The 22,322-nt window shown below is 71.1% G+C and carries 23 protein-coding genes; 14 read left to right on the top strand and 9 right to left on the bottom strand.

Annotation, left to right across the window (positions count from 1 at the left end; all coding sequences use genetic code 11):
* Window positions 1-14 precede the first annotated feature (14 nt).
* From cofD to HUS56_RS01220, 6 genes are all read left to right on the top strand, one after another.
* The gene (gene cofD / locus HUS56_RS01195; protein ID WP_173921591.1) at window positions 15-1,013 is read left to right on the top strand and encodes a 2-phospho-L-lactate transferase; all 999 of its coding nucleotides are present in this window, start codon (window positions 15-17) and stop codon (window positions 1,011-1,013) included.
* Between the two features lie 38 nt (window positions 1,014-1,051).
* Window positions 1,052-2,002 (top strand): EamA family transporter, encoded by a 951-nt coding sequence (locus HUS56_RS01200; RefSeq protein WP_173921592.1) that lies wholly within the window; start codon window positions 1,052-1,054, stop codon window positions 2,000-2,002.
* Window positions 2,003-2,151: 149 nt separating this feature from the next.
* On the top strand, window positions 2,152-3,153 hold the full coding sequence (locus HUS56_RS01205; protein ID WP_173921593.1) for a putative F420-0 ABC transporter substrate-binding protein: 1,002 nt from the start codon (window positions 2,152-2,154) through the stop codon (window positions 3,151-3,153).
* Window positions 3,153-4,298, top strand: coding sequence for a putative F420-0 ABC transporter permease subunit (locus HUS56_RS01210; RefSeq protein ID WP_173921594.1), 1,146 nt, complete (start codon window positions 3,153-3,155; stop codon window positions 4,296-4,298). Before HUS56_RS01205 ends, HUS56_RS01210 begins: the two co-directional genes overlap by 1 nt.
* Entirely contained in the window at window positions 4,295-5,191 is an 897-nt protein-coding gene (locus tag HUS56_RS01215) for an ATP-binding cassette domain-containing protein (RefSeq protein WP_173921595.1), read from the top strand. The genes HUS56_RS01210 and HUS56_RS01215 overlap by 4 nt, the downstream gene beginning before the upstream one ends.
* 10 nt (window positions 5,192-5,201) lie before the next feature.
* Window positions 5,202-5,714 (top strand): hypothetical protein, encoded by a 513-nt coding sequence (locus HUS56_RS01220; RefSeq protein WP_173921596.1) that lies wholly within the window; start codon window positions 5,202-5,204, stop codon window positions 5,712-5,714.
* A 270-nt stretch (window positions 5,715-5,984) separates the two neighbouring features.
* On the opposite strand, the gene HUS56_RS01225 is transcribed toward HUS56_RS01220, so the two are convergent.
* The 3 genes from HUS56_RS01225 to HUS56_RS01235 form a co-directional block, all read right to left on the bottom strand.
* Window positions 5,985-6,917, bottom strand: coding sequence for an ABC transporter permease (locus HUS56_RS01225; RefSeq protein WP_371808283.1), 933 nt, complete (start codon window positions 6,915-6,917; stop codon window positions 5,985-5,987).
* 76 nt (window positions 6,918-6,993) lie between these two features.
* Window positions 6,994-7,950 (bottom strand): ABC transporter ATP-binding protein, encoded by a 957-nt coding sequence (locus HUS56_RS01230; RefSeq protein WP_173921597.1) that lies wholly within the window; start codon window positions 7,948-7,950, stop codon window positions 6,994-6,996.
* A gap of 11 nt (window positions 7,951-7,961) precedes the next feature.
* On the bottom strand, window positions 7,962-9,170 hold the full coding sequence (locus HUS56_RS01235; protein ID WP_173921598.1) for a hypothetical protein: 1,209 nt from the start codon (window positions 9,168-9,170) through the stop codon (window positions 7,962-7,964).
* Between the two features lie 182 nt (window positions 9,171-9,352).
* Between HUS56_RS01235 and ggt the strand changes: the two genes are divergently transcribed.
* Window positions 9,353-11,188 (top strand): gamma-glutamyltransferase, encoded by a 1,836-nt coding sequence (gene ggt / locus HUS56_RS01240; RefSeq protein ID WP_173921599.1) that lies wholly within the window; start codon window positions 9,353-9,355, stop codon window positions 11,186-11,188.
* 116 nt (window positions 11,189-11,304) lie between these two features.
* On the opposite strand, the gene HUS56_RS01245 is transcribed toward ggt, so the two are convergent.
* The 5 genes from HUS56_RS01245 to cofE form a co-directional block, all read right to left on the bottom strand.
* Window positions 11,305-11,985 (bottom strand): LLM class flavin-dependent oxidoreductase, encoded by a 681-nt coding sequence (locus HUS56_RS01245; protein WP_217423904.1) that lies wholly within the window; start codon window positions 11,983-11,985, stop codon window positions 11,305-11,307.
* Between the two features lie 40 nt (window positions 11,986-12,025).
* Entirely contained in the window at window positions 12,026-12,439 is a 414-nt protein-coding gene (locus tag HUS56_RS01250) for an LLM class flavin-dependent oxidoreductase (protein WP_217423905.1), read from the bottom strand.
* Window positions 12,436-13,236: a 2-phospho-L-lactate guanylyltransferase gene (locus HUS56_RS01255; RefSeq protein ID WP_173921600.1), complete on the bottom strand. Its 801-nt coding sequence runs from the start codon at window positions 13,234-13,236 to the stop codon at window positions 12,436-12,438. Before HUS56_RS01255 ends, HUS56_RS01250 begins: the two co-directional genes overlap by 4 nt.
* Window positions 13,233-14,231, bottom strand: coding sequence for a TIGR03557 family F420-dependent LLM class oxidoreductase (locus HUS56_RS01260; protein ID WP_173921601.1), 999 nt, complete (start codon window positions 14,229-14,231; stop codon window positions 13,233-13,235). Before HUS56_RS01260 ends, HUS56_RS01255 begins: the two co-directional genes overlap by 4 nt.
* 110 nt (window positions 14,232-14,341) lie before the next feature.
* Window positions 14,342-15,118: a coenzyme F420-0:L-glutamate ligase gene (cofE, locus tag HUS56_RS01265; protein ID WP_217423906.1), complete on the bottom strand. Its 777-nt coding sequence runs from the start codon at window positions 15,116-15,118 to the stop codon at window positions 14,342-14,344.
* Between the two features lie 101 nt (window positions 15,119-15,219).
* On the opposite strand from cofE, the gene HUS56_RS01270 reads away from it, so the two are divergent.
* The 6 genes from HUS56_RS01270 to HUS56_RS01295 all read left to right on the top strand — a co-directional run bounded on the left by HUS56_RS01270 (window position 15,220) and on the right by HUS56_RS01295 (window position 20,774).
* On the top strand, window positions 15,220-15,606 hold the full coding sequence (locus HUS56_RS01270; RefSeq protein ID WP_173921602.1) for a hypothetical protein: 387 nt from the start codon (window positions 15,220-15,222) through the stop codon (window positions 15,604-15,606).
* A gap of 63 nt (window positions 15,607-15,669) precedes the next feature.
* Window positions 15,670-16,245, top strand: coding sequence for a DUF6328 family protein (locus tag HUS56_RS01275; RefSeq protein WP_173921603.1), 576 nt, complete (start codon window positions 15,670-15,672; stop codon window positions 16,243-16,245).
* 115 nt (window positions 16,246-16,360) lie between these two features.
* Window positions 16,361-17,887, top strand: coding sequence for a cell wall-binding repeat-containing protein (locus tag HUS56_RS01280; RefSeq protein ID WP_173921604.1), 1,527 nt, complete (start codon window positions 16,361-16,363; stop codon window positions 17,885-17,887).
* Between the two features lie 88 nt (window positions 17,888-17,975).
* Window positions 17,976-18,815: an exodeoxyribonuclease III gene (locus HUS56_RS01285; RefSeq protein ID WP_173921605.1), complete on the top strand. Its 840-nt coding sequence runs from the start codon at window positions 17,976-17,978 to the stop codon at window positions 18,813-18,815.
* 88 nt (window positions 18,816-18,903) lie between these two features.
* The gene (locus HUS56_RS01290) at window positions 18,904-20,262 is read left to right on the top strand and encodes a serine/threonine-protein kinase (RefSeq protein ID WP_173921606.1); all 1,359 of its coding nucleotides are present in this window, start codon (window positions 18,904-18,906) and stop codon (window positions 20,260-20,262) included.
* A complete protein-coding gene (locus HUS56_RS01295) occupies window positions 20,259-20,774 on the top strand; it encodes a hypothetical protein (RefSeq protein ID WP_173921576.1) in 516 nt (171 codons plus the stop codon). The genes HUS56_RS01290 and HUS56_RS01295 overlap by 4 nt, the downstream gene beginning before the upstream one ends.
* A gap of 75 nt (window positions 20,775-20,849) precedes the next feature.
* Here HUS56_RS01295 and HUS56_RS01300 read toward each other — a convergent pair whose 3' ends face one another.
* A complete protein-coding gene (locus HUS56_RS01300) occupies window positions 20,850-21,689 on the bottom strand; it encodes an SDR family NAD(P)-dependent oxidoreductase (RefSeq protein ID WP_173921607.1) in 840 nt (279 codons plus the stop codon).
* Between the two features lie 120 nt (window positions 21,690-21,809).
* Between HUS56_RS01300 and HUS56_RS01305 the strand changes: the two genes are divergently transcribed.
* Complete coding sequence (locus tag HUS56_RS01305; RefSeq protein ID WP_173921608.1) at window positions 21,810-22,277, top strand: GNAT family N-acetyltransferase; 468 nt, start codon at window positions 21,810-21,812, stop codon at window positions 22,275-22,277.
* Window positions 22,278-22,322 lie beyond the last annotated feature (45 nt).

The raw sequence follows: 22,322 nt of genomic DNA on the forward strand, positions 1-22,322 counted from the left end.
CCTAGAGTGGCTCCGTGCGGATCACGGTGCTCGCGGGCGGAGTGGGAGGCTCGCGCTTCGTGCGCGGCGTGCGAGAGGAGTGCGCGCGACGAGACCCCGACGCGTCGGTCATCGTGATCGTGAACACCGGCGATGATCTCTGGCTCGCCGGCGTGCGCCTTATGCCCGACTTCGACTCGCTGCTCTACTCGCTCGCGGGCGTGAACGACACCGAGCGCGGATGGGGCCGGGCCGGCGAGACCGAGCGCGTCGCCGCCGAGCTCCGCGAATGGGGTGTGGGGTGGCCGTGGTTCACCCTCGGCGACCTCGACCTCGGCACGCACCTCGCGCGAACGGCGTGGCTGCGTGAGGGCGCGACGCCGTCAGAGGTGGCCGAGCGCCTGCAGCGCCGCTGGCCGCTCGGCGTGCGACTCATTCCGGCGACCGACACCGAGGTCGATACCTGCGTCGAGGTCCCCGATCCCGAGACGCCGCACAGCACACGCGAGTTGCACTTCCAGGAGTGGTGGACCAGGTACCGTGCGACGCTGCCCGCAATCGCCTTCCGACAGCGGAACATCGATCGCGCGCGCCCGGCTCCCGGCGTCGTCGAAGCCATCACCGACGCCGACCTCGTGCTCTTCGCGCCGTCGAATCCCGTCGTGTCGATCGGCACGATCCTGGCGGTGCCGGGCATCCGCGACGCCATCGCGACGACGTCCGCGCCCGTGATCGGCGTCTCCCCGATCATCGGCGGCAAGGTCGTGCGCGGGATGGCCGACGCGTGCCTCCCGGTGATCGGCGTCGACACCTCCGCCGACGCGGTCGGGCTCCACTACGGCTCGCGCCGGTCGGGCGGGCTCCTCGACGGATGGCTCGTCGATGAGACGGATGCCGCAGCGGTCGGGCCGCTCGAGGAAGCCGGCCTGCTCGCGGCATCCGTTCCCCTCTGGATGCGCGACCTCGAGACGTCGGCGGCCCTCGCCGGTGCCGCGATCGACCTCGGCGACGTCGTCCGGTCGCGTCCGGCCTGACTGCACCGAATCTCGGCGGGTCACGGCAGACTGTCGTGGTGATCCTCATCGTCGTGCTCGCGCTCGGTTCGGCGCTGCTCTACGGCGTCGGCGACTACTTCGGCGGCGTCGCCGCCCGCCGCATTCCCGTACTCGCCGCCAGCACGATCAACTACGCCTTCGCGACGGTCGTGCTCGTCATCGCGCTGCTGGTCACGGGCGGGGCTTGGTCCCAGGCGGCGGTCGCCGGCGGCCTCATCGCCGGGGTGCTCGCCGCGGTCGGATTCCTGGCGTTCTATGCGGCGCTCGCGGCCGGCCCGATCTCGCTCATGTCGCCGCTCATGGCACTGCTGAGCTCCGCCGTGCCGGTGGTGGTCGCCATCGTCCTCGGCGACCACCTCGGTCCGATCGCGTGGATCGCCATCGTGCTCGCGATCGTCGGCTCGGTGCTCATCGGCGTCGAACGCCGGGTCACGACTCGCGGAGCACGTCCGCGCACGGTGCTCTTCGCCGTCGTCGCGGGCGTGTGCCTGGGCCTGGCCACCGTGGCGCTCGACAACGTGCCCGACGACGCGGGGATGGTTCCCGTCTTCCTCGACACGCCGCTCGGGTTCGTGCTGCTCGCCGGGCTCATGGCGCTCGCGCGTGCGGTGCCCGCGGTCCGCCGGAGCGTCGCGGTGCTCGATTCGCACGAACCCGCGCACGCGTCGTCGGGTCTCTCCCCGATTCCGTCGCCCGGTGCCGCCTACCTGAGCGTCGACGACACCGTGCAGCGCGGTCGCGCCCGCCTCCTCGCCGCCACGGCGGGCCTGTTCATCGGCGGGGCGAACGTGCTGCTCATGATCGCGCTGCATGCCGGCAGCGTGGCGGTCGTCGCGGTGCTCGTGAACCTGTACCCCGTCGCCACCGTGCTCCTCGCGTGGGTGCTGCTGCGCGAGCGCGTCAACGCGGTGCAGGGCGCCGGGATCGTGCTCGCGGTCGCGGCATCCGTCATGCTCGGCCTCGCCTGAACCTGACGGCGGAGGTGACCGGCGGCCCGCCGCGGGTCTACGATGGAGCCGACCGCCGGTCTGAATCTGATCGGTGCGTGTGGCCCGGGTTTGGGCTGCGAGTCGCCGACCACGTCGGAACGCCACTTGCACACGTCCCGGAGGCCCCCATGCCCACACGCCGCACCCCCGCGGTCGTCGCGCTCCCATTCGCCGTCCTGCTGCTGGCCGGCTGCGCCACTGCCGGCGCCGCCGAGACGAGCACCCAGACGGATGCCGCGAGCCCGGCGTCATCCGCATTCCCCCTCACCATCGACAACTGCGGTACCGAGGTGACGTTCGACACGGCGCCCGAGCGGGTCGTGACCATCAAGTCGTCGACGCTCGAGCTGATGCTGGCGCTCGGCCTCGAGGATCGCATCGTCGGCACCGCGTTCAGGGACGGGCCCGTGCCAGACGAGTTCGAGCCCGCGGCATCCGGCCTCGAGGTGCTCTCCGACAAGGTCCCGTCGCAGGAGGCGACGCTCGCGGCCGAACCCGACCTCGTCTTCGCGGGCTGGGAGTCGAACCTCACCGCCGAGGGCGCGGGCGATCGCGAGACGCTCGCGAAGCTCGGCGTCGCCACGTACGTCGCCCCGGCCGCCTGCAAGGGCGACGGATACATGCCGAATCCGCTGACCTTCGACGAGGTGTTCCGCGAGTTCGAGGAGGCCGGGGCCATCTTCGGTGCTCCGGATGCCGCAGCCGACCTCGTCGCCGAGCAGCGCGCCGAGCTCGACGCCATCGAGCCGAACGACGCCGGCCTCACCGCCCTCTGGTACTCGTCGGGCGAGGACACGCCCTACGTGGGCGCGGGCATCGGCGCCCCGCAGATGATCATGCAGGCCGCGGGGCTCGAGAACGTCGCGGCCGACGTCGAGGACACCTGGACCCCCATGGGCTGGGAGGCGATCGTCGCCGCGAACCCCGACGTCATCGTGCTGGTCGACGCCCCGTGGAACACGGCCGAACGCAAGATCGCGCACCTCGAACAGAACGCCGCCACCGCGGCGCTGCCCGCCGTGCAGCAGCAGCGGTACGTCGTGGTCGACTTCCCGTCGACCGAGGCGGGCGTCCGCAACGTCGCCGCGGTGGCGTCGATCGTCGACCAGCTCGCGAGCCTGGGGTACTGATGGCGCCCTCTGCTGGTCGAGGAGCGCCGCCGGAGGCGACGCGTCTCGAGACCCCCCACGATCCGGATCTCGATACGACCACTGCGGGTCGAGGAGCGCCGCCGGAGGCGACGCGTCTCGAGACCCCCGCCCGGCCGGGCCTCCGCACGGGGCTCTGGGTCGCCGGCCTGATCGTGCTGCTCGCGGCATCCGTCGTCGTAACCGTCACCGTCGGACCCGCCGGGCTCAGCCCCGCCGACGTCTGGGCGAGCGTGCTCGCGCACCTCGGCATCGGTGACCCGACCCTGACCCCATTGCGCGATGGCATCGTCTGGGAGCTGCGGATGCCGCGGGTCCTCACCGCCGCCGCAGTGGGCGCGGGCCTCGCACTCTGCGGTGCGGTCATGCAGGCCCTCACCCGCAACCCCCTCGCCGACCCGTACCTGCTGGGACTCTCGTCGGGCGCGTCCGTCGGCGCCGTCATCGTGATCGTGCTCGGCGTCGGACTCCTGCTCCCGGTCGCCGCCTTCGTCGGCGCCCTGGTCGCACTCGTCGCCACGCTCGCCCTGGCGAGCGCCGGCGCGGGCCGGCTCACTCCCACCCGCACCGTGCTCGCCGGCCTCGCGGTCACGAGCGTGTTCGGCGCGATCACGAGCCTCGTCATCTTCTGGAGCGCCACCGGCGACAGCTACCGCGAGATCCTGAACTGGCTGCTGGGCTCGCTCGCGGGCACCGACTGGACCTCGGTGGCCATCGCGGGCGGTGCCGTCGTGCTCGTCGGCGTCCCGCTCGTCGCGAGCGCACGCACCCTCGATGCGTTCGCGTTCGGCGACACGGCGGCGGCCGCCCTCGGCGTGCACGTGGGCCGCAGCCGGGTGCTGCTCCTGACGGGCACCGCGCTGCTCACCGGTGCACTCGTCTCGGTCAGCGGCTCGATCGGCTTCGTCGGGCTGATCCTTCCCCACGCGGTGCGGCTCGTCGTCGGCTCCCGGCATCGCGCGCTGCTGCCCCTGTCGGCGCTCGCGGGCGCGATCTTCCTGGTGTGGGCCGACACCGGCGCGCGAACGCTCTTCGATCCACGTGAGCTGCCGGTCGGCATCCTGACAGCGCTCATCGGCGGACCGGTCTTCGCGGTGCTGCTGCTCCGAGGACGGAGGCTCTCGTGAATCGCTTCGACGGCCTCGGCGAACAGGGTTCGCCGGGCGGCCCGACGGGGCTCGGCGGCCTCGACGCGGCCCGCATCCGATTCGCCCGCGGCGACCGCCTCATCGTCGACGGGGTCGACATCACGGTGCCCTCGGGGTCGGTCGGCGCCCTGCTCGGCCCGAACGGCGCTGGCAAGTCGACCCTCCTCCACCTCATCGCGGGCGTCGAGCGAGCGGATGCCGGTGCGCTCGCGCTCGGCGGCGACGATCTCGCTACCCTGCGCCGCCGCGACCGTGCGCGTCGCGTCGCCCTCGCGGGGCAGGAGGTCGCCGAGGCGCCGGGCCTGCGCGTGTCCGAGGTCGTCGCACTCGGCCGGACGCCCCACGTCGGCGCGTGGTCGAGCCTCGGCGAACGCGACCACGCGGTCATCGCCCGGTCGATCGAGGAGCTCGACCTCGGTCCGCTCGCCGATCGCGACTACTCGACCCTGTCGGGCGGCGAGCGCCAACGGGTGAACCTCGCGCGCGCCCTGGCGCAGGAGCCCGAGCTGCTGCTCCTCGACGAGCCGACCAACCACCTCGACGTGCGGGCGCAACTCTCGAGTCTGGACCTGCTGCGGCGGCTCGCCGCCCGGGGGCACACGGTGCTCGCCGCGCTGCACGACCTCGGGCTGGCGGCGGCCTACGCCGACCACGTCGTCGTACTGCAGGGTGGCCTAGTCGTGGCATCCGGAGCCCCGCGACGCGTACTCGAGCCCGCCCTGATCCGCGCCGTCTGGGGCGTCGACGCCGAGGTGCTGGAGCATCCCGTGACGGGACGGCCGCTCATCGCGTACTCCGGGGTCGCCGGCGATCCCTCCGACGAGCGGGTGCCGCCGTCACCACCCGTGGTCGCCGGACGTGCCGAGGCGTAGCCTTGGCCGCATGAACGAGCCGACCCCCCTTTCCGAAGCCCGACGCGAGCTGCTCGAGTCGATCGCCGACGAGTTCCTGCACAACTCCTGGGCCGGCCGGCGGCTTCTCGCGGTCGAGGGAGCGTCCGCCGAGCGAGCGACCCGGTTCGCCGACGACCTGGCCGCCGTGCTGGTCGAGAAGGGCCAGCGTGCGGTGCGAGTCTCGCTCGGCGACGTCGACGAGTCGACGCTGCGCGCGAACACCGTCGACCCGTTCCGCGCAGGCACGCTGCCGGGCGCCGAGGATCCCCACACCGTGCTCGTCGTCGACGGACAGCGGCTGCTCAACCTCGCCGTGCGTGGGATCTGGCACTTCTCGGTCTGGACGCTCGCCGGCGACGAACTGCCCCACGCGAGCGTGAACGTGGTCGTCGACGACACCGACGAGGCCACGCCGAAGCGCTACTACTACGACCTCTGCAAACTGCCACCGAGCTTCGGCGAGCGCCGCGCGTCCGAGCCGGCGACGGCACCGAGCGCGTGACCCTCGTGCGCTTGCGGCATGGCGCCTCGAGCGATCCCCGCGCGTCGCCGCGTCACCGCGTCACCGTGGTTCGACGTGCAACCCCGCGTCGAGCACGAGCGCGCGTGCCCCTCTTCGCCGTGACGACATCAGAAGAGCATCCTGTTCCGTGATTCCCGGTGCCGAAGTGCCGAAGTGCCGAAGTGCCGCGACTCCGCGGGAGAGAATCGCCCTTCCGCTCGCGCCGCGATCCACCAAACCACGGCCATGCCGCTGCTCGTGGCGCGCCGGCTACGAGAGCACGTCCTTGGTGAGGAACCGCCCCACGGCGAGTGCGCCGAATACCACGACGTAGCCCGCCTGCAGCACGGCGTTATCGACGAAGGAGTCCCACACGGGCGGTTCGCGCAGCAGGTCGCCGAAGCCGAGCCAGTAGTGGGTGAAGAGCCACGGATGCAGCGTCTCGAGCTGCGGCAGGGCGTCCATGATCTGCGACACCACGGCGAGGATGGCGGTCGCGGCCATCGCGCCGACCGGCACGGTCGTCAGCGTCGAGAGGAACAGCCCGATCGCCGACATCCCGAGGAGTGACACCGTGACGTACGCGGCGACCGCGAGGAAGCGCAGCAGGCCCTCCGCGATGCTCACCGTCACGCCCGAGAGCAGCGTGATCGGGCCGATCGGGAAGAGCACCAGTCCGACGAGCGTGCCCGCGATCACCACGGTGAGGGTCGCGGCGGCACAGAACGCTGCCGCCGCCGCGTACTTCACGAGCAGCAGCCGCACGCGCCCTGCCGGGGCGATGAGCAGGTAGCGCAGGGTGCCGTGACTCGCCTCACCCGCGATGGAGTCGCCGGCAACGACGCCGATCGTGAGCGGCAGGAACAGCGGGATCGCCACCACGAGCGCGGTCATGCCCACGAAGAGCCCGTTCTCGGTGATCTGGCTGAGGAACGCCGGACCCCGGCCGCTGGGCGCCGGCCCCGCGAGGCGCAGCGCGATGCCGATGAGGATCGGGATGAGCGCCAGGGCGCCGATCATGGCCCAGGTGCGCCGCCGACGGAAGAGGGTGAGGAGCTCGGAGCCGAGCAGCGACAGCGTGCCGCTGTCGACAGCTTCTGCGGGTCGAGGAGCCGGCCCGGCCGGCGTCTCGAGACCCACGTCAGCGGCATCCGGTCTCGAGACGACCGCTTCGCGGTCTCCTCGACCCGCAGAGACGTCCACTTCCCCGTCTCGTCGACCCGCAGAGACGACCGCTTCGCGGTCTCCTCGACTCGCAGCTGTCGCGCCCTCATCCACCTCACTGGACAACGTCGAACCCCTCGCCCGTGAGCTCGACGAACCGCTGCTCGAGGCTCGCACGCTCGACCTCGAAGCCGCGCACCCGAACGCCGCCGCCGACGAGCGCCGCCACGATCTGCTCGGGAGCGGGCGCCGCGGCCTCGATCGCGGCCGTGACGACGTCGGTCGTGGCATCCGCTCGACCGCCGCCACCGACGTCCCCGAGCCCGAGTTGCGCGAGCACAGCGCGGGCCCTTCCGGCGTCGGGCGTGCGGACGATGACCCGCGACTCCCCGACGGCACGCAACTCGTCGAGCGTGCCCTGCGCTACGAGACGTCCGGCGCTCATCACGCCGACGTGCGAGCAGACCTGCTCGACCTCGGCCAGGAGGTGGCTCGACACGAACACGGTCGTGCCGTCGCCGGCGAGCGAGCGGATGAGCGCCCGCACCTCTCGCGTCCCCTGCGGGTCGAGCCCGTTCGTGGGTTCGTCGAGCACGAGCAGGTCGCGCCGCATGAGCAGCGCGTTCGCCAACCCGAGGCGCTGCTTCATGCCGAGCGAGTAGGCATGCACCTTCTTGTGCGCCGCGTGGGACAGGCCGACTCGATCGATCGCCTCGGCGACCCGAGCGGCACGTGTGCGTCGTGGCGCATGGCGGTTGGCCGCATCGAAGCGGCGCAGGTTCGCCTCACCCGAGAGGTACGGCGAGAACGCGGGGCCCTCGACGAGCGATCCGACCCGAGGGAGCACCGTGTCGACGTGGCGCGGCATGGGCGCACCGAGCACGCGCGCATCACCGGCCGTCGCCGCGACGAGCCCCAGCAGCATCCGGATGGTCGTGGTCTTGCCCGACCCGTTCGGCCCGAGGAACCCGAACACGGTCCCGCGCGGCACCGCGAGGTCGATGCCGTCGACGGCGAGCTGCGATCGGAAGCGCTTCGTGAGGCCGTGCGTCTCGATCGCCAGGACTGGCACGCGCGGCGCCCTCAGCGACCGTTCGCCGCGACGTCGAGCAGGTGGTCGGCGGTCACGGCGCCGGCGAGCACGCGGCCGTCGTCGGTGAACAGCACGGTGATTAGCGAGGTCTGCACGACGCGTCCGCCGTCGACCCGCGTCGTGAGTCCGTCGAGCATTGCGGATGCCTCACCGCCGAGCCCCTTCGCCCCGCCCTCGCCGGCCGGCAGCTCGACCACGGCCGACCAGCCCTCGCCATGCACGACCGGACGCGGCATCCCCTCGGGGGCGACCGCACCCGCTTCGGCCTCGGCCTTCCACTGCTCGAGCTCGGCCACGCTCGGGAGCGGCACCTGATGCTCGGTGACCTCGGTCCCGGCAGGCGGGGTGAATTCGAACACCGAGGCATCGGGGGCCTCGAAGGAGATGTCGGTGAAGGCGACGCTGAATGCCGGCTCTTCGACGTTTCGAGCGGTGACGGATGCCGCGAGCGCGACGCCCGTGTCACCGTCGATCGCCACCCGCACCGAGCCGACGAGCGTATCGGGATCGCGCGGTTCGAGCACGAGCTCGTACGCCTCGCGCCCAGCGACGAGGGCATCGGTGCCGACCGAGACGTCGGTGGATTCGTCGAGCTTCGCGAGGGCCCGGTCGAGCACCTCGCCGGGGTTCGGCAGGGGCGCGCCGTACTGCGCCTCGACCTGCGCCCGTGCCGCCTCGCCCCACGCCTCGAGCTCGGCTTTCAGCGCCTCGACGTCGGCGGCCGGCGGCGGAGTCACGTGCGTCGCGGCCTGGGCCCGCGAGTCGTAGACCCACACCCCCTGCTGCGAGACGTACACATCCCGCTCGGCGAGGGGGTCGAGCACCTGCAGGCGCGCGTTCGACTCGTCGAGGTACACGCGCGCGGTGTGGGTGCCGGTCACGAGCGAGACGACGTCGTCCAGGTCGGTGGCGGATGCCGCGGTGCCGTCGTCGGAGCCGCGGCCGCCCATCGCGCCGGTCAGTCCCGAGAGATCGGGCAAGCCGAGCTCCGACGTCTGCTCCATCGTGCCCGAGAGCGCGTCGACGTCGCTCGACGCGGCCAGCTCGAGCAGCTCCTCGGGCGTCAGGTCGGGGAGGTCGACGGCCGCATTCGCCTGCATCGGCACGACCACGACGGCCACGCCGATCGCGACGGGCGCGGCGATCGCCGGGATCCAGCGGGTGAGCCGCCGGGCGGCGCCGGTGTCGTGCGCGGGCATGCATTCAGGGTACGCCGCCCCGCGGCATCCGGGACCTGATCGATGGTGAACACACAGGATGCGAGGGCCGCCCGCAGATCGGGCCACCGGCCGACCGGAACGCGCCCGACCATTGCCACGAGCTCGAGCCCGGGTCTACGGTGGGTGGCATTCGGCTCGTGTACCCATTTCGGGGGGAACTCATGGTCAATGTCGTCCATCGCCCGGCGATTCGCAGTCTGGGCCTCGCAGTCGCCGCGGTACTGACGGTCGGAGCCGTCGCCGCCACCGCCCCTGCATCCGCGGCCGGCAGGCCCGCGCCGCCGGCACCGTCGACGTCGACCGGCTTCGGCGGCGCGGTGTCATCCGTCGACGCCGAGGCGAGCGCTGCGGGCCTCGAGGTGCTTCGCAAGGGCGGGAATGCTGCGGATGCCGCGGTCGCCACCGCCGCGGCGCTCGGCGTCCCCGAGCCCTACAGCGCCGGCATCGGCGGAGGCGGGTACTTCGTGTACTTCGATGCCGCGCCCGGTGAGGTCCCCACGATCGACGGTCGCGAGCCCGCGCCCGCCGCGATGCCGAGCGACGCGTTCGTCGTTCCCGGCACCGTGACTCCTGCGACTCCGTTCGGCCAGGCGGTTCCGTTCGCCGATGCCGTGTCGTCCGGTCTCTCGGTCGGCGTTCCGGGCACGCTCGCGACCTGGGAGGCGGCGCTCGACGAGTTCGGCACGGAGTCGCTGAAGGAGATGCTGAAGCCGGCCATCCTGCTCGCGACGCGGGGATTCAAGGTCGACGAGACGTTCGCCCAGCAGACGGCCGCGAACCAGGATCGGTTCGAGGAGTTCCCGGCCACGGCCGAGCTGTTCCTTCCGAATGGGGAACCGCCGGCGGTGGGGTCCACGTTCAAGAACCCCGATCTCGCGAAGACGCTCCGCGAGATCGCGCTGCGCGGCACCGACGCGTTCTACGAGGGCGCGATCGCCAACGAGATCGCCGCCATCGTGCAGGACCCCCAGACCATCGACGGGACCGATCTCCCGGCGTTCCCGGGCTTCATGACGGCCGATGACGTCGGCGACTACGAGGTGATCCTCCAGGACCCGACGCACATCGAGTACCGCGGCCTCGACGTCTACGGCATGGCGCCGTCGTCGTCGGGCGGCACGACCGTGGGAGAGTCGCTGAACATCCTCGAGAACTTCGACCTGGGGGCCGAGACGGCCGAGCAGACCGTGCAGAGCCTGCACCTCTACCTCGAGGCGACGGCCCACGCCTTCGCCGACCGTGGTGCCTACGTCGGCGACCCGGCGTTCGTCGACGTGCCGACCGAGACCCTGCTCAGCCAGGAGTTCGCCGACGCGCGAGCGTGCGCGATCGATCCCGATGCCGCTTCGGTCAAGCCCGTCGCCCCGGCACCGCTCGATGCAGCCGGATGCGACGTGGCGGCGCTCGAGGAGTTCGCCGACACCGAGAACGTCTCGACGACGCACCTCTCGGTCGTCGACCGGTGGGGCAACGCGGTCGCCTATACGCTCACGATCGAGCAGACCGGCGGCTCCGGTATCACCGTACCGGGCCGCGGGTTCCTGCTCAACAACGAATTGACGGACTTCAGCTTCCTGCCGAACCCGGCCGACCCGAACATCGTCGAGCCCGGCAAGCGGCCGCGCTCGTCGATGTCGCCGACGATCGTGCTCGACGACGGCGAGGTGCGGTACGTGGTCGGCTCGCCCGGTGGGTCGATGATCATCACCACGGTGACGCAGGTGCTCATGAACCGCATCGACCTCGGCATGACGCTGGCCGAGGCCGTGGCCGCGCCACGAGCATCGCAGCGCAACACGACCGCCGTCGCCGCCGAACAGGCGTTCCGCGACGCCTACGAGCCCGCGCTCGCAGGGTACGGGCACACCTTCACGACCTCGGCCGAGATCGGAGCCGTGGCCGCCATCGAGGTCGACGAGAATGGGCTCATGACCGCGGTCGCCGAACCGGTGCGACGCGGCGGCGGCACCGGTCTCGTCGTGAAGCCTGCGCGCTGACCTGTCTGCTGGTCGAGTAGGCCGCGAAGCGGCCGTATCGAGACCCGGTGCAGCGGCGACATGGCCTCGATACGCCGCCTTCGGCAGCTACTCGACCCGCAGGGGCGGTGCTTCGCTCAGAGGGCCCGCAGCCTCGGTGCGAGGTCGCGTTCGAACAGTTCCAGGAACCGGCGCTGGTCGTGGCCGGGGGCGTGGAACACGAGGTGGTTGAACCCCCAGTCCACGTACTGCTTGATTCCGGCGACGACCTGGTCGGGGTCGGTGCCGACGATCCACCGCTTCGCGATCTGCTCGATCGGCAACGCGTCCGCGACCCGCTCCATCTCGATCGGGTCGGTGATGTCGTGCTTCTGCTGCTTCGACAACGACAACGGCGACCAGAACCGGGTGTTCTCCAACGCGGCATCCTCGGTCTCCTCGTACGACACCTTGATCTCGATCATCCGGTCCAGGTCATCGAACGAACGGTCGGATGCCGCAGCCCCCTCCGTCACCGCCGGGATCAGCTGGTCCACATACAGCTCGGCACCCTTGCCCGAGGTGCAGATGAACCCGTCCCCGGCCCGGCCCGCGTACTTCGCCACCGTCGGACCCCCTGCCGCGATATACACCGGCACCGGCACGTCCGGCCGGTCGTAGATCGACGCGTCGTGCGTCGAGTAGTACTCCCCCTCGAAACTCACCCGATCCTCCGACCACAGCGCCCGCATCAGGCGCACCGCCTCACGCAACCGGGCGAACCGCTCCCGGAACTCCGGCCACTCCTGCGCGCCCGCCCCCCGGAACCCGGTAGTCATCTCTCTCTCCGCTACGTCACTTTGTGTCTACATTTTTTTTTTAAAACAGAAAGGGGCATAGGATATGCTCCGGGTTCTCGTGGGCTCGGAGATGTGTAAACGAGACAGCGGACGCGACCTCGTTCAACGCCTCCCCCGTGCCGAACCCCGCCACGATCCGGCCCGGATACAGGCACCCCAACGACGCGAACGCCTGCGCCAGCACCGCCGGGTTGTACCGGAACGTCGGCGTCATCACACTCGTGCCGATCCGCACCCGCGAAGTGCGCTCCCCCACCGCCGCCATCCACGCCAACGAGAACGGCGCATGCCCACCCCGATGCCGCCACGGCTGGAAATGATCACTCGTCCACACCGACTCCAACCCATGACCCTCAGCCGCCACCGCGATCTCCACCAACTCCCGCGGCGCAAACTGCTCCGCCGAAGCCTTGAACCCGAGTGTGAGCGTCATGATGTTCCCTTCAGATCAGCCAGATGAGCGATGGCCTCAGCGGTGTGATCGCCGACGCCATGGTGGAGGACGGCCTCGAGGGCATCGACGGTGTCGACGTCGCGGGTGAGACCGGGGGTGGCGGATGCCTCGAGCTCGACGAACCCGGCCGCGGCGTGCTGCGCAGCTGAGTCGGGCCCGAATCGCGGCTCGAACGGCTCGCCCCCACGGGCGGTCGCGAGGGTCGTGCCCGTGCCGTCGGCGTCGCGCACGAAGGCGAGCGGATGCCGCGACGCCGCGCGGAGGGCCGCATCGAGGTCCTCGGGCCGCAGCGCCGGCAGGTCGCCGAGCAGCACGGCGACCGCGGCATCCTGTCCCTGCGGGCCGAGGAGCTGCGCAGCGGCGTCTCGAGACCCCCGGCCGCCCGGGTTTCGAGACGGACGCTCCGCCCCCTCCTCAACCCGCAGAGTTCGAGACGGGCGCTCCGCGCCCTGCTCAACCCGCAGAGCTCGAGACGGGCGCTCCGCGCCCTCCTCAACCCGCAGAGCTCGCGCGTGCGCGATCCCGTGTCGGATCGCCGGAAGCAGGCCACGCGCGTCGCCCTCGGGCTCGAGCAGGAACTCGGCACCGCCCGCGAGCGACGCATCCGCGCCCACGACGATGACGCGACCGACCGATCGCGCGCCGAGCGCCGCAGCGATCGTGTCGAGCGCGAACGCGCGAGCGAGCACGGCGCGCGCGTCGTCGGGCACCGCGGGCGAGAGCCGGCTCTTCGCGGCGGGCACGCCCTTCACGGGAATCACGACCGTCCACTTCATGCGCGAAGGCCGGGCAGGACGTCGCGACCGAAGACCTCGAGGAACTCCGCCTGGTTGCGTCCGACGTTGTGCAGGTAGATGCGGTCGAACCCGAGGTCGAGGTGGCGCTGGATGTCGGCCCGGTGCGCCTCGAGGTCGGCGGTGACGACCATGCGTCCCGCGAAGTCCTCGGGGCGCACCGTGCGGGCGAGCTGGTCGAACTCGTACGGCGATCGGATGTCGCTCCGGGGGAAGCGCATGCCCCCGTTCGGCCACTCGTGGAGCGCGTTGCGCATCGCCTCCTCGTCGGTCGATGCCCACGAGAGGTGCAGCTGCAGGACCTTCGGCATCGCCGCCGGGTCGCGTCCCGCCTCGCGCGCACCCTCCTCGAACCGCGTGATCAACGGCACGAGCCGATCGGTCGGCCCGCCCATGGTGATGAAGCCGTCGACCGTGCGCCCGGCACGACGCGCCGTCACCGGCCCGGATGCCGCGACGAGGATCTCGGGGGCACTGTTGGGCATCGTCCAGAGCCGCGTCGATTCGAGCCGGAAGTGCGGCCCCGAGTGCCGCACGTCGCGACCGGCGAGCGATCCTGCGAACAGCTTCTTGATCACGTCGACCGCCTCGAACATGCGGTTGATGCGCTCGTGCGCCTCGGGCCAGTACGGCCCGACGACGTGTTCGTTCAATGCCTCGCCCGACCCGAGCCCGAGCCAGTGCCGACCGGGATAGAGGGACGCGAGCGTCGCGCTGGCCTGGGCGACGACGGCCGGATGCATGCGGAACGTCGGCGTGGTGACCCCTGGGCCGAGGTCACCCGTGGTGCGCTCGCCGATCGCCGCGAGCACACTCCACACGAACGAAGACTCGCCCTGCGCCGGCACCCACGGCTGGAAGTGGTCGGTCGCCATGACCCCCGTGAACCCGTGCGACTCGGCGAGCGCGGCGAGCGCCACCGCCTCGGCGGGCGGGAAACGCTCGAGCATGGCGGCGTAGCCGATGTGGGCGGGCATGGGACCATCCTGCCCTGCCGAGGACCGCCGGTGGTCGAGGAGGCCGCGCAGCAGGCGTACCAAGACCGGTCATGCGCGGGCTCTGGATACGCGACCGGCTCCGCCGGGCGCTACTCGACCGCCGTTGCGCCCTCCGTCTGCGCCTCGTCGTAGCCGTCGCGATAGCCCTCGTTGTACGCCTCGTCGGCCCCGATGCGGAACAGGTCGCGATCGGGCGGGCGCTGGATGCTGCGCGCGCCCGGCAGGTCGAGCTCGCCGACCAGGCGGCCGAGACCTCGCACGACCGCCACCGGGATCCCCGACGACTTGCCCTTGACGAGTTCGGCGGCGCCCGCGATCTCGTCGGCGACGCACGGCATCGTGACCATGAGCGGCTTGCCCGAGGCATCCGTCGAACCCCGCAGGTCGTCGAAGACCCGAACGCCCGCGGCGCCGATCGCGATATCGGTCTGCCCCTCGCGCCATGGGCGGCCGAGGGTGTCCGAGAGGATGACGCCGACGGCGGCTCCGGTGAGGGCACGGATGCCGGTGGCGAGCGCTCTCGCGGAGGCGTCGGGATCGACGGGCAGCAGCAGCACGGTGCCGTCGGGGGCGTTGGACGCGTCGACGCCGGCGGCCGCCCCGATGATGCCCTGCCGGTTCTCGACGATTCGCGTCACGCCGCCGTCGTGCTCGCGGACCGCCACCACGCGCACGGTCTCGGCCTCGATCGCATCCTCGCGGTCGCGGGCCTGCACGACGCGTCCCTCGGCCTTCGACACGATCTTCGAGGTGACGACGAGGATGTCGCCGTCGGCGAGTCGCACCGCATTCGCGATGAGGGCGGCCAGGTCGTCGCCCTTCGAGACCTCGGGCAGGCCCTCGACGCCCTCCACGCTGAACTTCACCCTCTTGCCGCCTCCCGATTCCCTTCCGATCCTTGCAGGTCTGCGCCGGTCGCTGCCAGAATTCGGCTGTCGGCGCGCCCAGTGATGGACGGGAGGTCGTCATGACCGAGGCAGTCCAGCCGTACGCGGCATCCGTCTCACCGACGCGGCCGGTCATCGTGTGGGACCTGGTGCTCACCATCGTGCTGCTCGTGCTCATGATCGGCGCCGCGCTGCTCGCATCGTTCCTCTCCTTCTTCCTCGCCTTCGCGAGCGACCCCTGCGGGTCGGGCATCACCTGCGACTACGACCGCATGGGCACGGGGATGCTGATCGCGATGGTCGGACCGCTCGCCGTCGGCATGCTCGCCCTCGTCGCTGCGGTGGTGGTGCTCGTGCTGAAGCGGGTCGCGTTCTGGATCCCCCTGCTGGGCATCGTGCTCATCATCGCGGTCTTCGTCGCCGGCGCCGCCCTCACGATCTCGGGGGTGCCGGGCGCGACGTTCTGATCGCTCCCGCTGGGCCGCGCAAGGGGTTGAACGCGCCCCGGGCGGCGTGCATACGATTCGGGCATGAATCGCCCCCGCCACGCCGGATCGCCCCCAGCGGAGCAGCGCTCCGCGGGAGAGAGCCGGTCCCATCGCGATGCCCGTCGCGGCGACGGACGCAACGAGTCGCCCAACGAGCGCAGCGACCGCAACTGGGCCGACATCCTCCAAGAACTCAGGGTCGCCCTCACCGGCACGCAGCTGATCGGCGGCTTCCTGCTCGCCGTCGCCTTCCAGCCCCGGTTCGCGGACCTCGACGACTACCAGCTCACCCTGTACCTCATCCTCGTCACGCTCGCCGGTCTCGCGACCGTGATCGGCCTGGCCCCGGTGACCCTTCACCGCACGCTGTTCGGTCGTCAGGTGAAGGGCCGGGTGGTGAGCCTCGGCAACAAGCTGTTCGTCGCGCACCTCGTCGTGGTCGCGCTCCTCGTGGTCGGGGTCACGAGCCTCATCTTCGACTGGGCCCTGTCGCGTCTCGCCGGCATCATCGCGCTCGCCGCAGGGGCGGTCATCCTGGTGGCCTTCTGGGTGGTCCTGCCCCGACTGGAGCTCCTGAAGTCCGGTGAGGACGACCCCCAGGCCATCACGCCGGACTGAGCGCTCGGCCGTCACCCGGAAATGGGTGTAGCGCCGGGCCATTCGCGAGCCCTACGCTGGCGAGCAGTGTCTTCGACACGCCCCCTGCAACCTTCCGACCCGAATGGATTCCCCCATGGCATCAGCCGCCATGGCCGGGCTTCGACGTGCCGCCGTGCTCGTCAGCGCCCTGGCCCTCCTGGGTGCCGGCATCGCCCCCGCGAACGCCGCCACCGACCCGACGCCCGACCTCTCCTTCCCTCCCGCGAAGTCGACGCCCGATGACGCGGGAGGCGACGCGCCGTCGAGCCTGCGCGCGAAGGTCGCCGAAGGTTCGGCTGAGGCGTTCCTCGCCGACTTCGAGGCCGGCGACGCGGCTGGCGCGACCACCCAGCGCTTCAGTGGCACGGATGCCGCTGCGAGCGCTGAGGCCGTCGGCGGAACGATCAGCGGAACGATCACCTACTGGAAGGACGGCGCATCGGCGGGCCCCCTGTCGACCGGGTTCGCCATCGCCTTCCGCTGGGACGAGGCAGCAGGGGAGTACCTGCCGGCGGGTTCAGCCGACGCCGACGAGACCGGCGCGTACTCGATCACCGGCCTGCCCGCCGGCGAGTACGTCGTGCTGTTCGCGGACGAGACCGGCACCACGCTCCGTACCGAGTTCTGGAACAACCGCCAGTACCTGGAATGGACCCCGGTCATCACGATCGCCGACGGCGAGGTTCGGTCGGGCATCGATGAGGAGCTCGAGCCGCTGCTGAAGTGGCGGATCGCGGGTCCGGACCGCTACGAGACCGCTGCGGGCCTTGCTCTGTCGTTCCCCGAGGGTATCGAGTGCGCGTTCATCGCCAACGGCGCCGACTTCCCCGACGCGCTGAGCGCTGGGCCTGCCGCCGCGCACTGCGGCGGACCGCTGCTCCTCGTCTACCCGACCCTCGTGCCGGCCGTCGTCTACGGCGCGCTGCAGGCACTCTCTCCCGAGCGGATCGTCATCGCGGGCGGCACCGGTGCCGTGTCGGCCCAGGTCGAGGCCGACCTCGCGACGATCGCCCCGGTCACGCGCTACGGCGGCATCGACCGCTACGAGACCTCGCGCCTGATCGTCGAGGGCGAGTTCGGCACCGCCCCGGCCGCGTGGGTGGCGACGGGCGCGAACTTCCCGGATGCCCTCGCGGCGAGCTCGGGCGCGGCCGCCGCCGACATCCCGGTGCTCATCGTGCCGGGGTCCGCACCGACCCTGGATCCGGCGTCGGCCCAGGCGCTCACCGATCTCGGCGCGTTCGACATCGGGATCGCCGGTGGCGCGGGCGCCGTCACTCCGGGCATCGAATCCGCCATCGGGGCGCTGCCCTCGGTCACGGTGGTCGAGCGCGCCGGCGGGGCCGACCGCTACGAGACCGGCATGGCGATCATGGACATCGTGTTCGACGGTGCATGGGCGCCCTACGCCTACGTCGTCAGCGGTGCGAAGTTCCCCGACGCTCTCGCCGCTGCGCCCCTCGCCGGCCTCTACGGCGGGCCGGTGTACGTCACCCCGTCCACCTGCGTGAGCTCGGATGTCCAGGAGCACGTCGAAAGCCTCGAGGTCGCGGACGCATTCGTGCTCGGAGACCACCTGCAGCACTTGGTCAACCCTTGGGAGCCGTTCCGCACCTGCTGATCCCACTGGCGCCGGGCGGGCGTGCATCCTCCGGGGGTGCGCGCCCGCTCGCGTTTCAAGGTCGGCAGCCCCGAATAGGCTGGAGCGCATGCGCATCGCCACCTGGAACGTCAATTCGATCCGCAGCCGCGTCAATCGCGTGGTCGACTGGATGGTGCGCGAAGACGTCGACGTGCTGGCCATGCAAGAGATCAAGTGCAAGCCCGAGCAGTTCCCGGCCGAGGTGTTCGAACGCGAGGGCTACGGGCTCGCGATCCATGGGTTCAACCAGTGGAACGGAGTTGCAATCGCCAGCCGCTCCCCCATTCACGACGTCGAGACGAGCTTTCCCCGCATGCCAGGCTTCTTGAAGGGTGAGGAGGGGCCCGACCTCCCCAAGGAGGCTCGTGCGATCGGCGCGACCATCGACGGGGTCCGCCTGTGGAGCCTCTACGTCCCGAACGGCCGCTCGTTGGGCGATCCGCACTATACGTACAAGCTCGACTGGCTCGCCGCACTCGCCGACCTCGCGCGCACCGAGACATCCACGCATCCCGACCGACCGTTCGCCCTCATGGGCGATTTCAACATCGCGCCGTTCGACCAGGACAACGGCGATCCGGCCGTCGTCGAGGGCGTGTCGACGCACGTGTCGCCGCAGGAGCGGCAGGCGTTCTTCGCGCTGGAGGCCGCGGGAGTGACCGACGTGGTGCGCCCGCGGGTTCCCGAGGGCTTCACCTACTGGGATTACAAGCAGCTCCGCTTCCCCCGCAACGAGGGCATGCGCATCGACTTCATCCTCGGTTCGAAGGTTTTCGCCGACGCGGTGACCGATGCGTCGATCCACCGCAATGAACGCAAGGGCAATGCGCCGTCCGATCACGTCCCCGTGCTCGTCGAGTTGGCGCATGGCCCGAACGACGAAGATGTGCCGATGATCTTCGGCTGACCGGCGCAAGAGTTCCAGAGCGGGTCCGCGTCGTCAACCCGTCAGCCGAAACGGGCGACGTTCAGGCACGAAGGCTACTCTCGGACTCGTGACGACCTCAGCCGACCGCGTCGCGGGCGACTCCTTCACCGGAGTGGTTCTCGGCGGCCGCTACCGCCTCGACGGCCTGATCGGCCGTGGAGGAATGGCGAGCGTCTATCGTGGCGAGGACCTTTCGCTGGGGCGCTCGGTTGCCGTGAAGGTCTTCGCCGAGAACGCCGAGGGGATCGACGACGCCGAGCGCCGCAAGTCGGAGACGGCACTGTTCGCGAGCGTGTCGCATCGTGCCCTCGTACGGCTGTACGACGCGGCCCGGGATCCGGCCTCGGGCCGCGAGTTCCTCGTCATGGAACTCATCGACGGCCGTGATCTCCGCGAGACACTTCGACTCGGGCCGCTGAGCCCGACGGATGCCGCCGCGGTGCTCGCCGATCTCGCCGAGGCGTTGCACGTCATCCACGAACGCGGCATCGTGCACCGCGACGTGAAGCCCGCGAACGTGCTGCTCGAGCCCTCTCACGTGCCCACCCGCACATGGAACGCCAAGCTCGCCGACTTCGGGATCGCGCGGCTCGTCGACGACGCCAGGATCACCAGCACCGGGCTCCTCGTGGGAACCCCGGGCTACCTGGCACCCGAACAGGTGACCGGAACACCGCCGACGCCGGCGGCCGATATCTACGCACTCGGGCTCGTCGTGCTCGAGGCCCGAACCGGAGAGACCGCCTTCCCCGGCCCGGCGGTCGAAGCCGCCAGTGCCCGGCTCGCGCGTGATCCCGAGATCCCGGCATCGCTCGGCGATGACTGGGTGGCCCTGCTCCGCACCATGACGGCTCGCGAGCCGGCCGATCGTCCGAGCGCCATCGATGTCGCGGGGGCAGCTGCCGGCCTCGACGAGACGCCGATGCCGCCGATGACGGCACCGACCGTCGCGTACTCCGACGTGGCCGAGATCCCGACGGCCGCGGTCGCCGACCCGGGCGGAGCTGAGGAATCACCGGCGACGGGCGATCCGATCGCCGACTCCGACACGATCGTTCCGACGGCATCGCCTCGACCGACGCAGCAGACCTCCGCGACGCGGGTGCTGCCTGCACCCGACCGCAGCTTCTTCGGCCCGCCGGTCGCGGCGCCCGACGCACCCGCTCCGGGGAGCCGGGCCGAACGTGAGCGGGAGCGCGCTCGCCGAGTCCGCCCCCAGAGTGCCCCCGGCGGTACGGCTTCCCGGCGAGGCGCTCGCCTCGCGATCGTCATCGGTCTCCTCGCCGTGCTCGCGGCTGCGGTGGTCTGGGTCATCTCCGCCGCCCTGATGGGTCCCGACACCACGGCCGAACTCGAACCCATGCCGAACGTGCCGGGTCAGCTCGGTGTCCACCTCGAAGAGCTCGAACAGGCGGTGACCGGATGACGCGACGTGGGCTCCGAGGCCGACGACGCGTGCTCGCGGCCATGGTCATCTCCGGCACGCTCACGCTCGGCATGTCGGCGTGCGTCTCGGCCGAGGACACCACCGCAGAGCTGCACGGCTCGGTCGTGCAGGTCGCCGAGCGAGCCGTCGCCGGCGACTTCGCGGGCGCGCTCGCAGCGCTCGCCCTGCTCGACCGGGATGTCACCGCCGCGGTCGAGGCCGGCCGCCTGGACCCCGACCGCGAGCGCGAGATCCGTGCCGCCATGGACCTCGTGCGCGCCGACCTCGAGGCGGCTGACGTCGCGGCGACCCCCGAACCGGCGCCTGAGCCCGAGCCGGAACCGGCGCCCGAGCCGGAGCCGGCCCCAGAGCCGGAGCCCCAAGACGATCCCGACAACAGCGGGCCCGGGAACAACAACGGGAACGGGAACAACGGCAACGGCAACAACGGGAACAACGGGAACAACGGGAACGGGAACGGCAACAACGGAAACGGCAACGGCGACGACTGACGCGCTGGCCGTGGCATCCTCACCGCCATGGTTGCTTCTCGCCGGCCCCGCTGAGTCACCGGCCCCCGCCGAGCGTCAGTTCCGGCCGGTGAAGCGCTCCATCGAGCGATAGACGCCGAACCCGTCGCCGATCACGCGGTCGAACACCCGCGTCGGGAGGATGCCGCGGAGTGCGCGCGAGAGGCCGACGCTCCAGGGCATCTCGAGCAGCGGCCGCCCGTCCAGCATCGCACGCCACACCCGGTCGACGACGACCTCGGGCGCGAGGATCGGCGCGAGGATGGGGCCCCGCGCTCCTGCGAACATGCCGGTGGAGATGTAACTCGGCGTGACCGTGAGGACCTTGACGTTGCCGTGGTCGGCCTGCTCGAGCTCGAGTCGGAGCGAGTCGCTCCACGCGATGAGGGCCGCCTTCGACGCCGCGTAGACCGCCATGCGCGGGTTCGCGAGCGTGCCGGCGGCCGACGCGATGTTCACGATGCGCGCCGGGCGGTATGCCGCCGCGATCATCCCGGGAAGGAACTCACGGGTGATGTACATGGGCGCCAGGGCGTTCACCTGCATGGTCGGGCGCGTGTCCTCGCCGTTGTCGGTCTCCCAGAAGTACCGGTTGCCGCGCACGATGCCCGCGTTGTTGATGAGCAGGTCGGGATTGCCGACCTCCTTCCGCACCTTCTGCGCGGTCTTCGCGATCGCGCCCAGATCGCCGACGTCGACGACGTACGACTGGATGCGCGTGGCCCCGCGAGACGCGTCGCCGAGCTCCTCGACGGCTCGGGCGAGCGCCGGCGCATCGTGGTCCCACAGCGTGACGGATGCCGCGCCCTCGACGACCGCCCGCTCGGCGTACATGCGTCCCATGCCGCCCGCCGCCCCCGTGATGAGCGCATGCGCACCGTGAACCGTTCTCGTCATCCCACCATCTTCGCCCACGCCGCGTGACCGCCCGCGCGCCCTCAGACGCCGACGTGATGCTTCCAGCTCGCGTAGCGATCGGTTCAACGTTTTCCTCGAGCCGCATGCCACGATGGGCGGATGACGACGCCCGAGATCCGACTCGTTCCGAAGTCCGACGACGAGACCGCCGCCTGGCTCCCCGTCGCCATGGCCGCGTACGAGGCGGCGCGCGTGCGAGCCGGCGACAGCGCCGACCAGGCCGCTGCGGCACGTCGGCTCTCGGAGGACCAGTTCTTCCCCGGCGGTCGCTTGGTCGATGGACACTTCCTGTTCACGATCGATGCCGACGGCGACGACGTCGGATGGCTCTGGATCGGACCTTCCGGCGACACGATGAGTTGGTGGGTCTGGGACATCGCCGTGCACGAGGCCTTTCGCGGGCGTGGCATCGGGCGCGCCACGATGCTGCTCGCCGAGGACGTGGCCCGCTCCCAGGGCGCGAAGTCGATGCGGCTGAACGTGTTCGCCTACAACACTCCGGCGATCCGGCTCTACGACGAGCTCGGCTACGAGACCGCCTCGTTGTTCAAGCAGAAGCTGCTCTAGCGACCAGCCCGGCGCGAACCCGCCACGTTACGCCGTGCAACGCAC

Origin of the sequence: Agromyces sp. Marseille-P2726 (genome assembly GCF_902809835.1) — a bacterium.
Taxonomy (GTDB): domain Bacteria; phylum Actinomycetota; class Actinomycetes; order Actinomycetales; family Microbacteriaceae; genus Agromyces.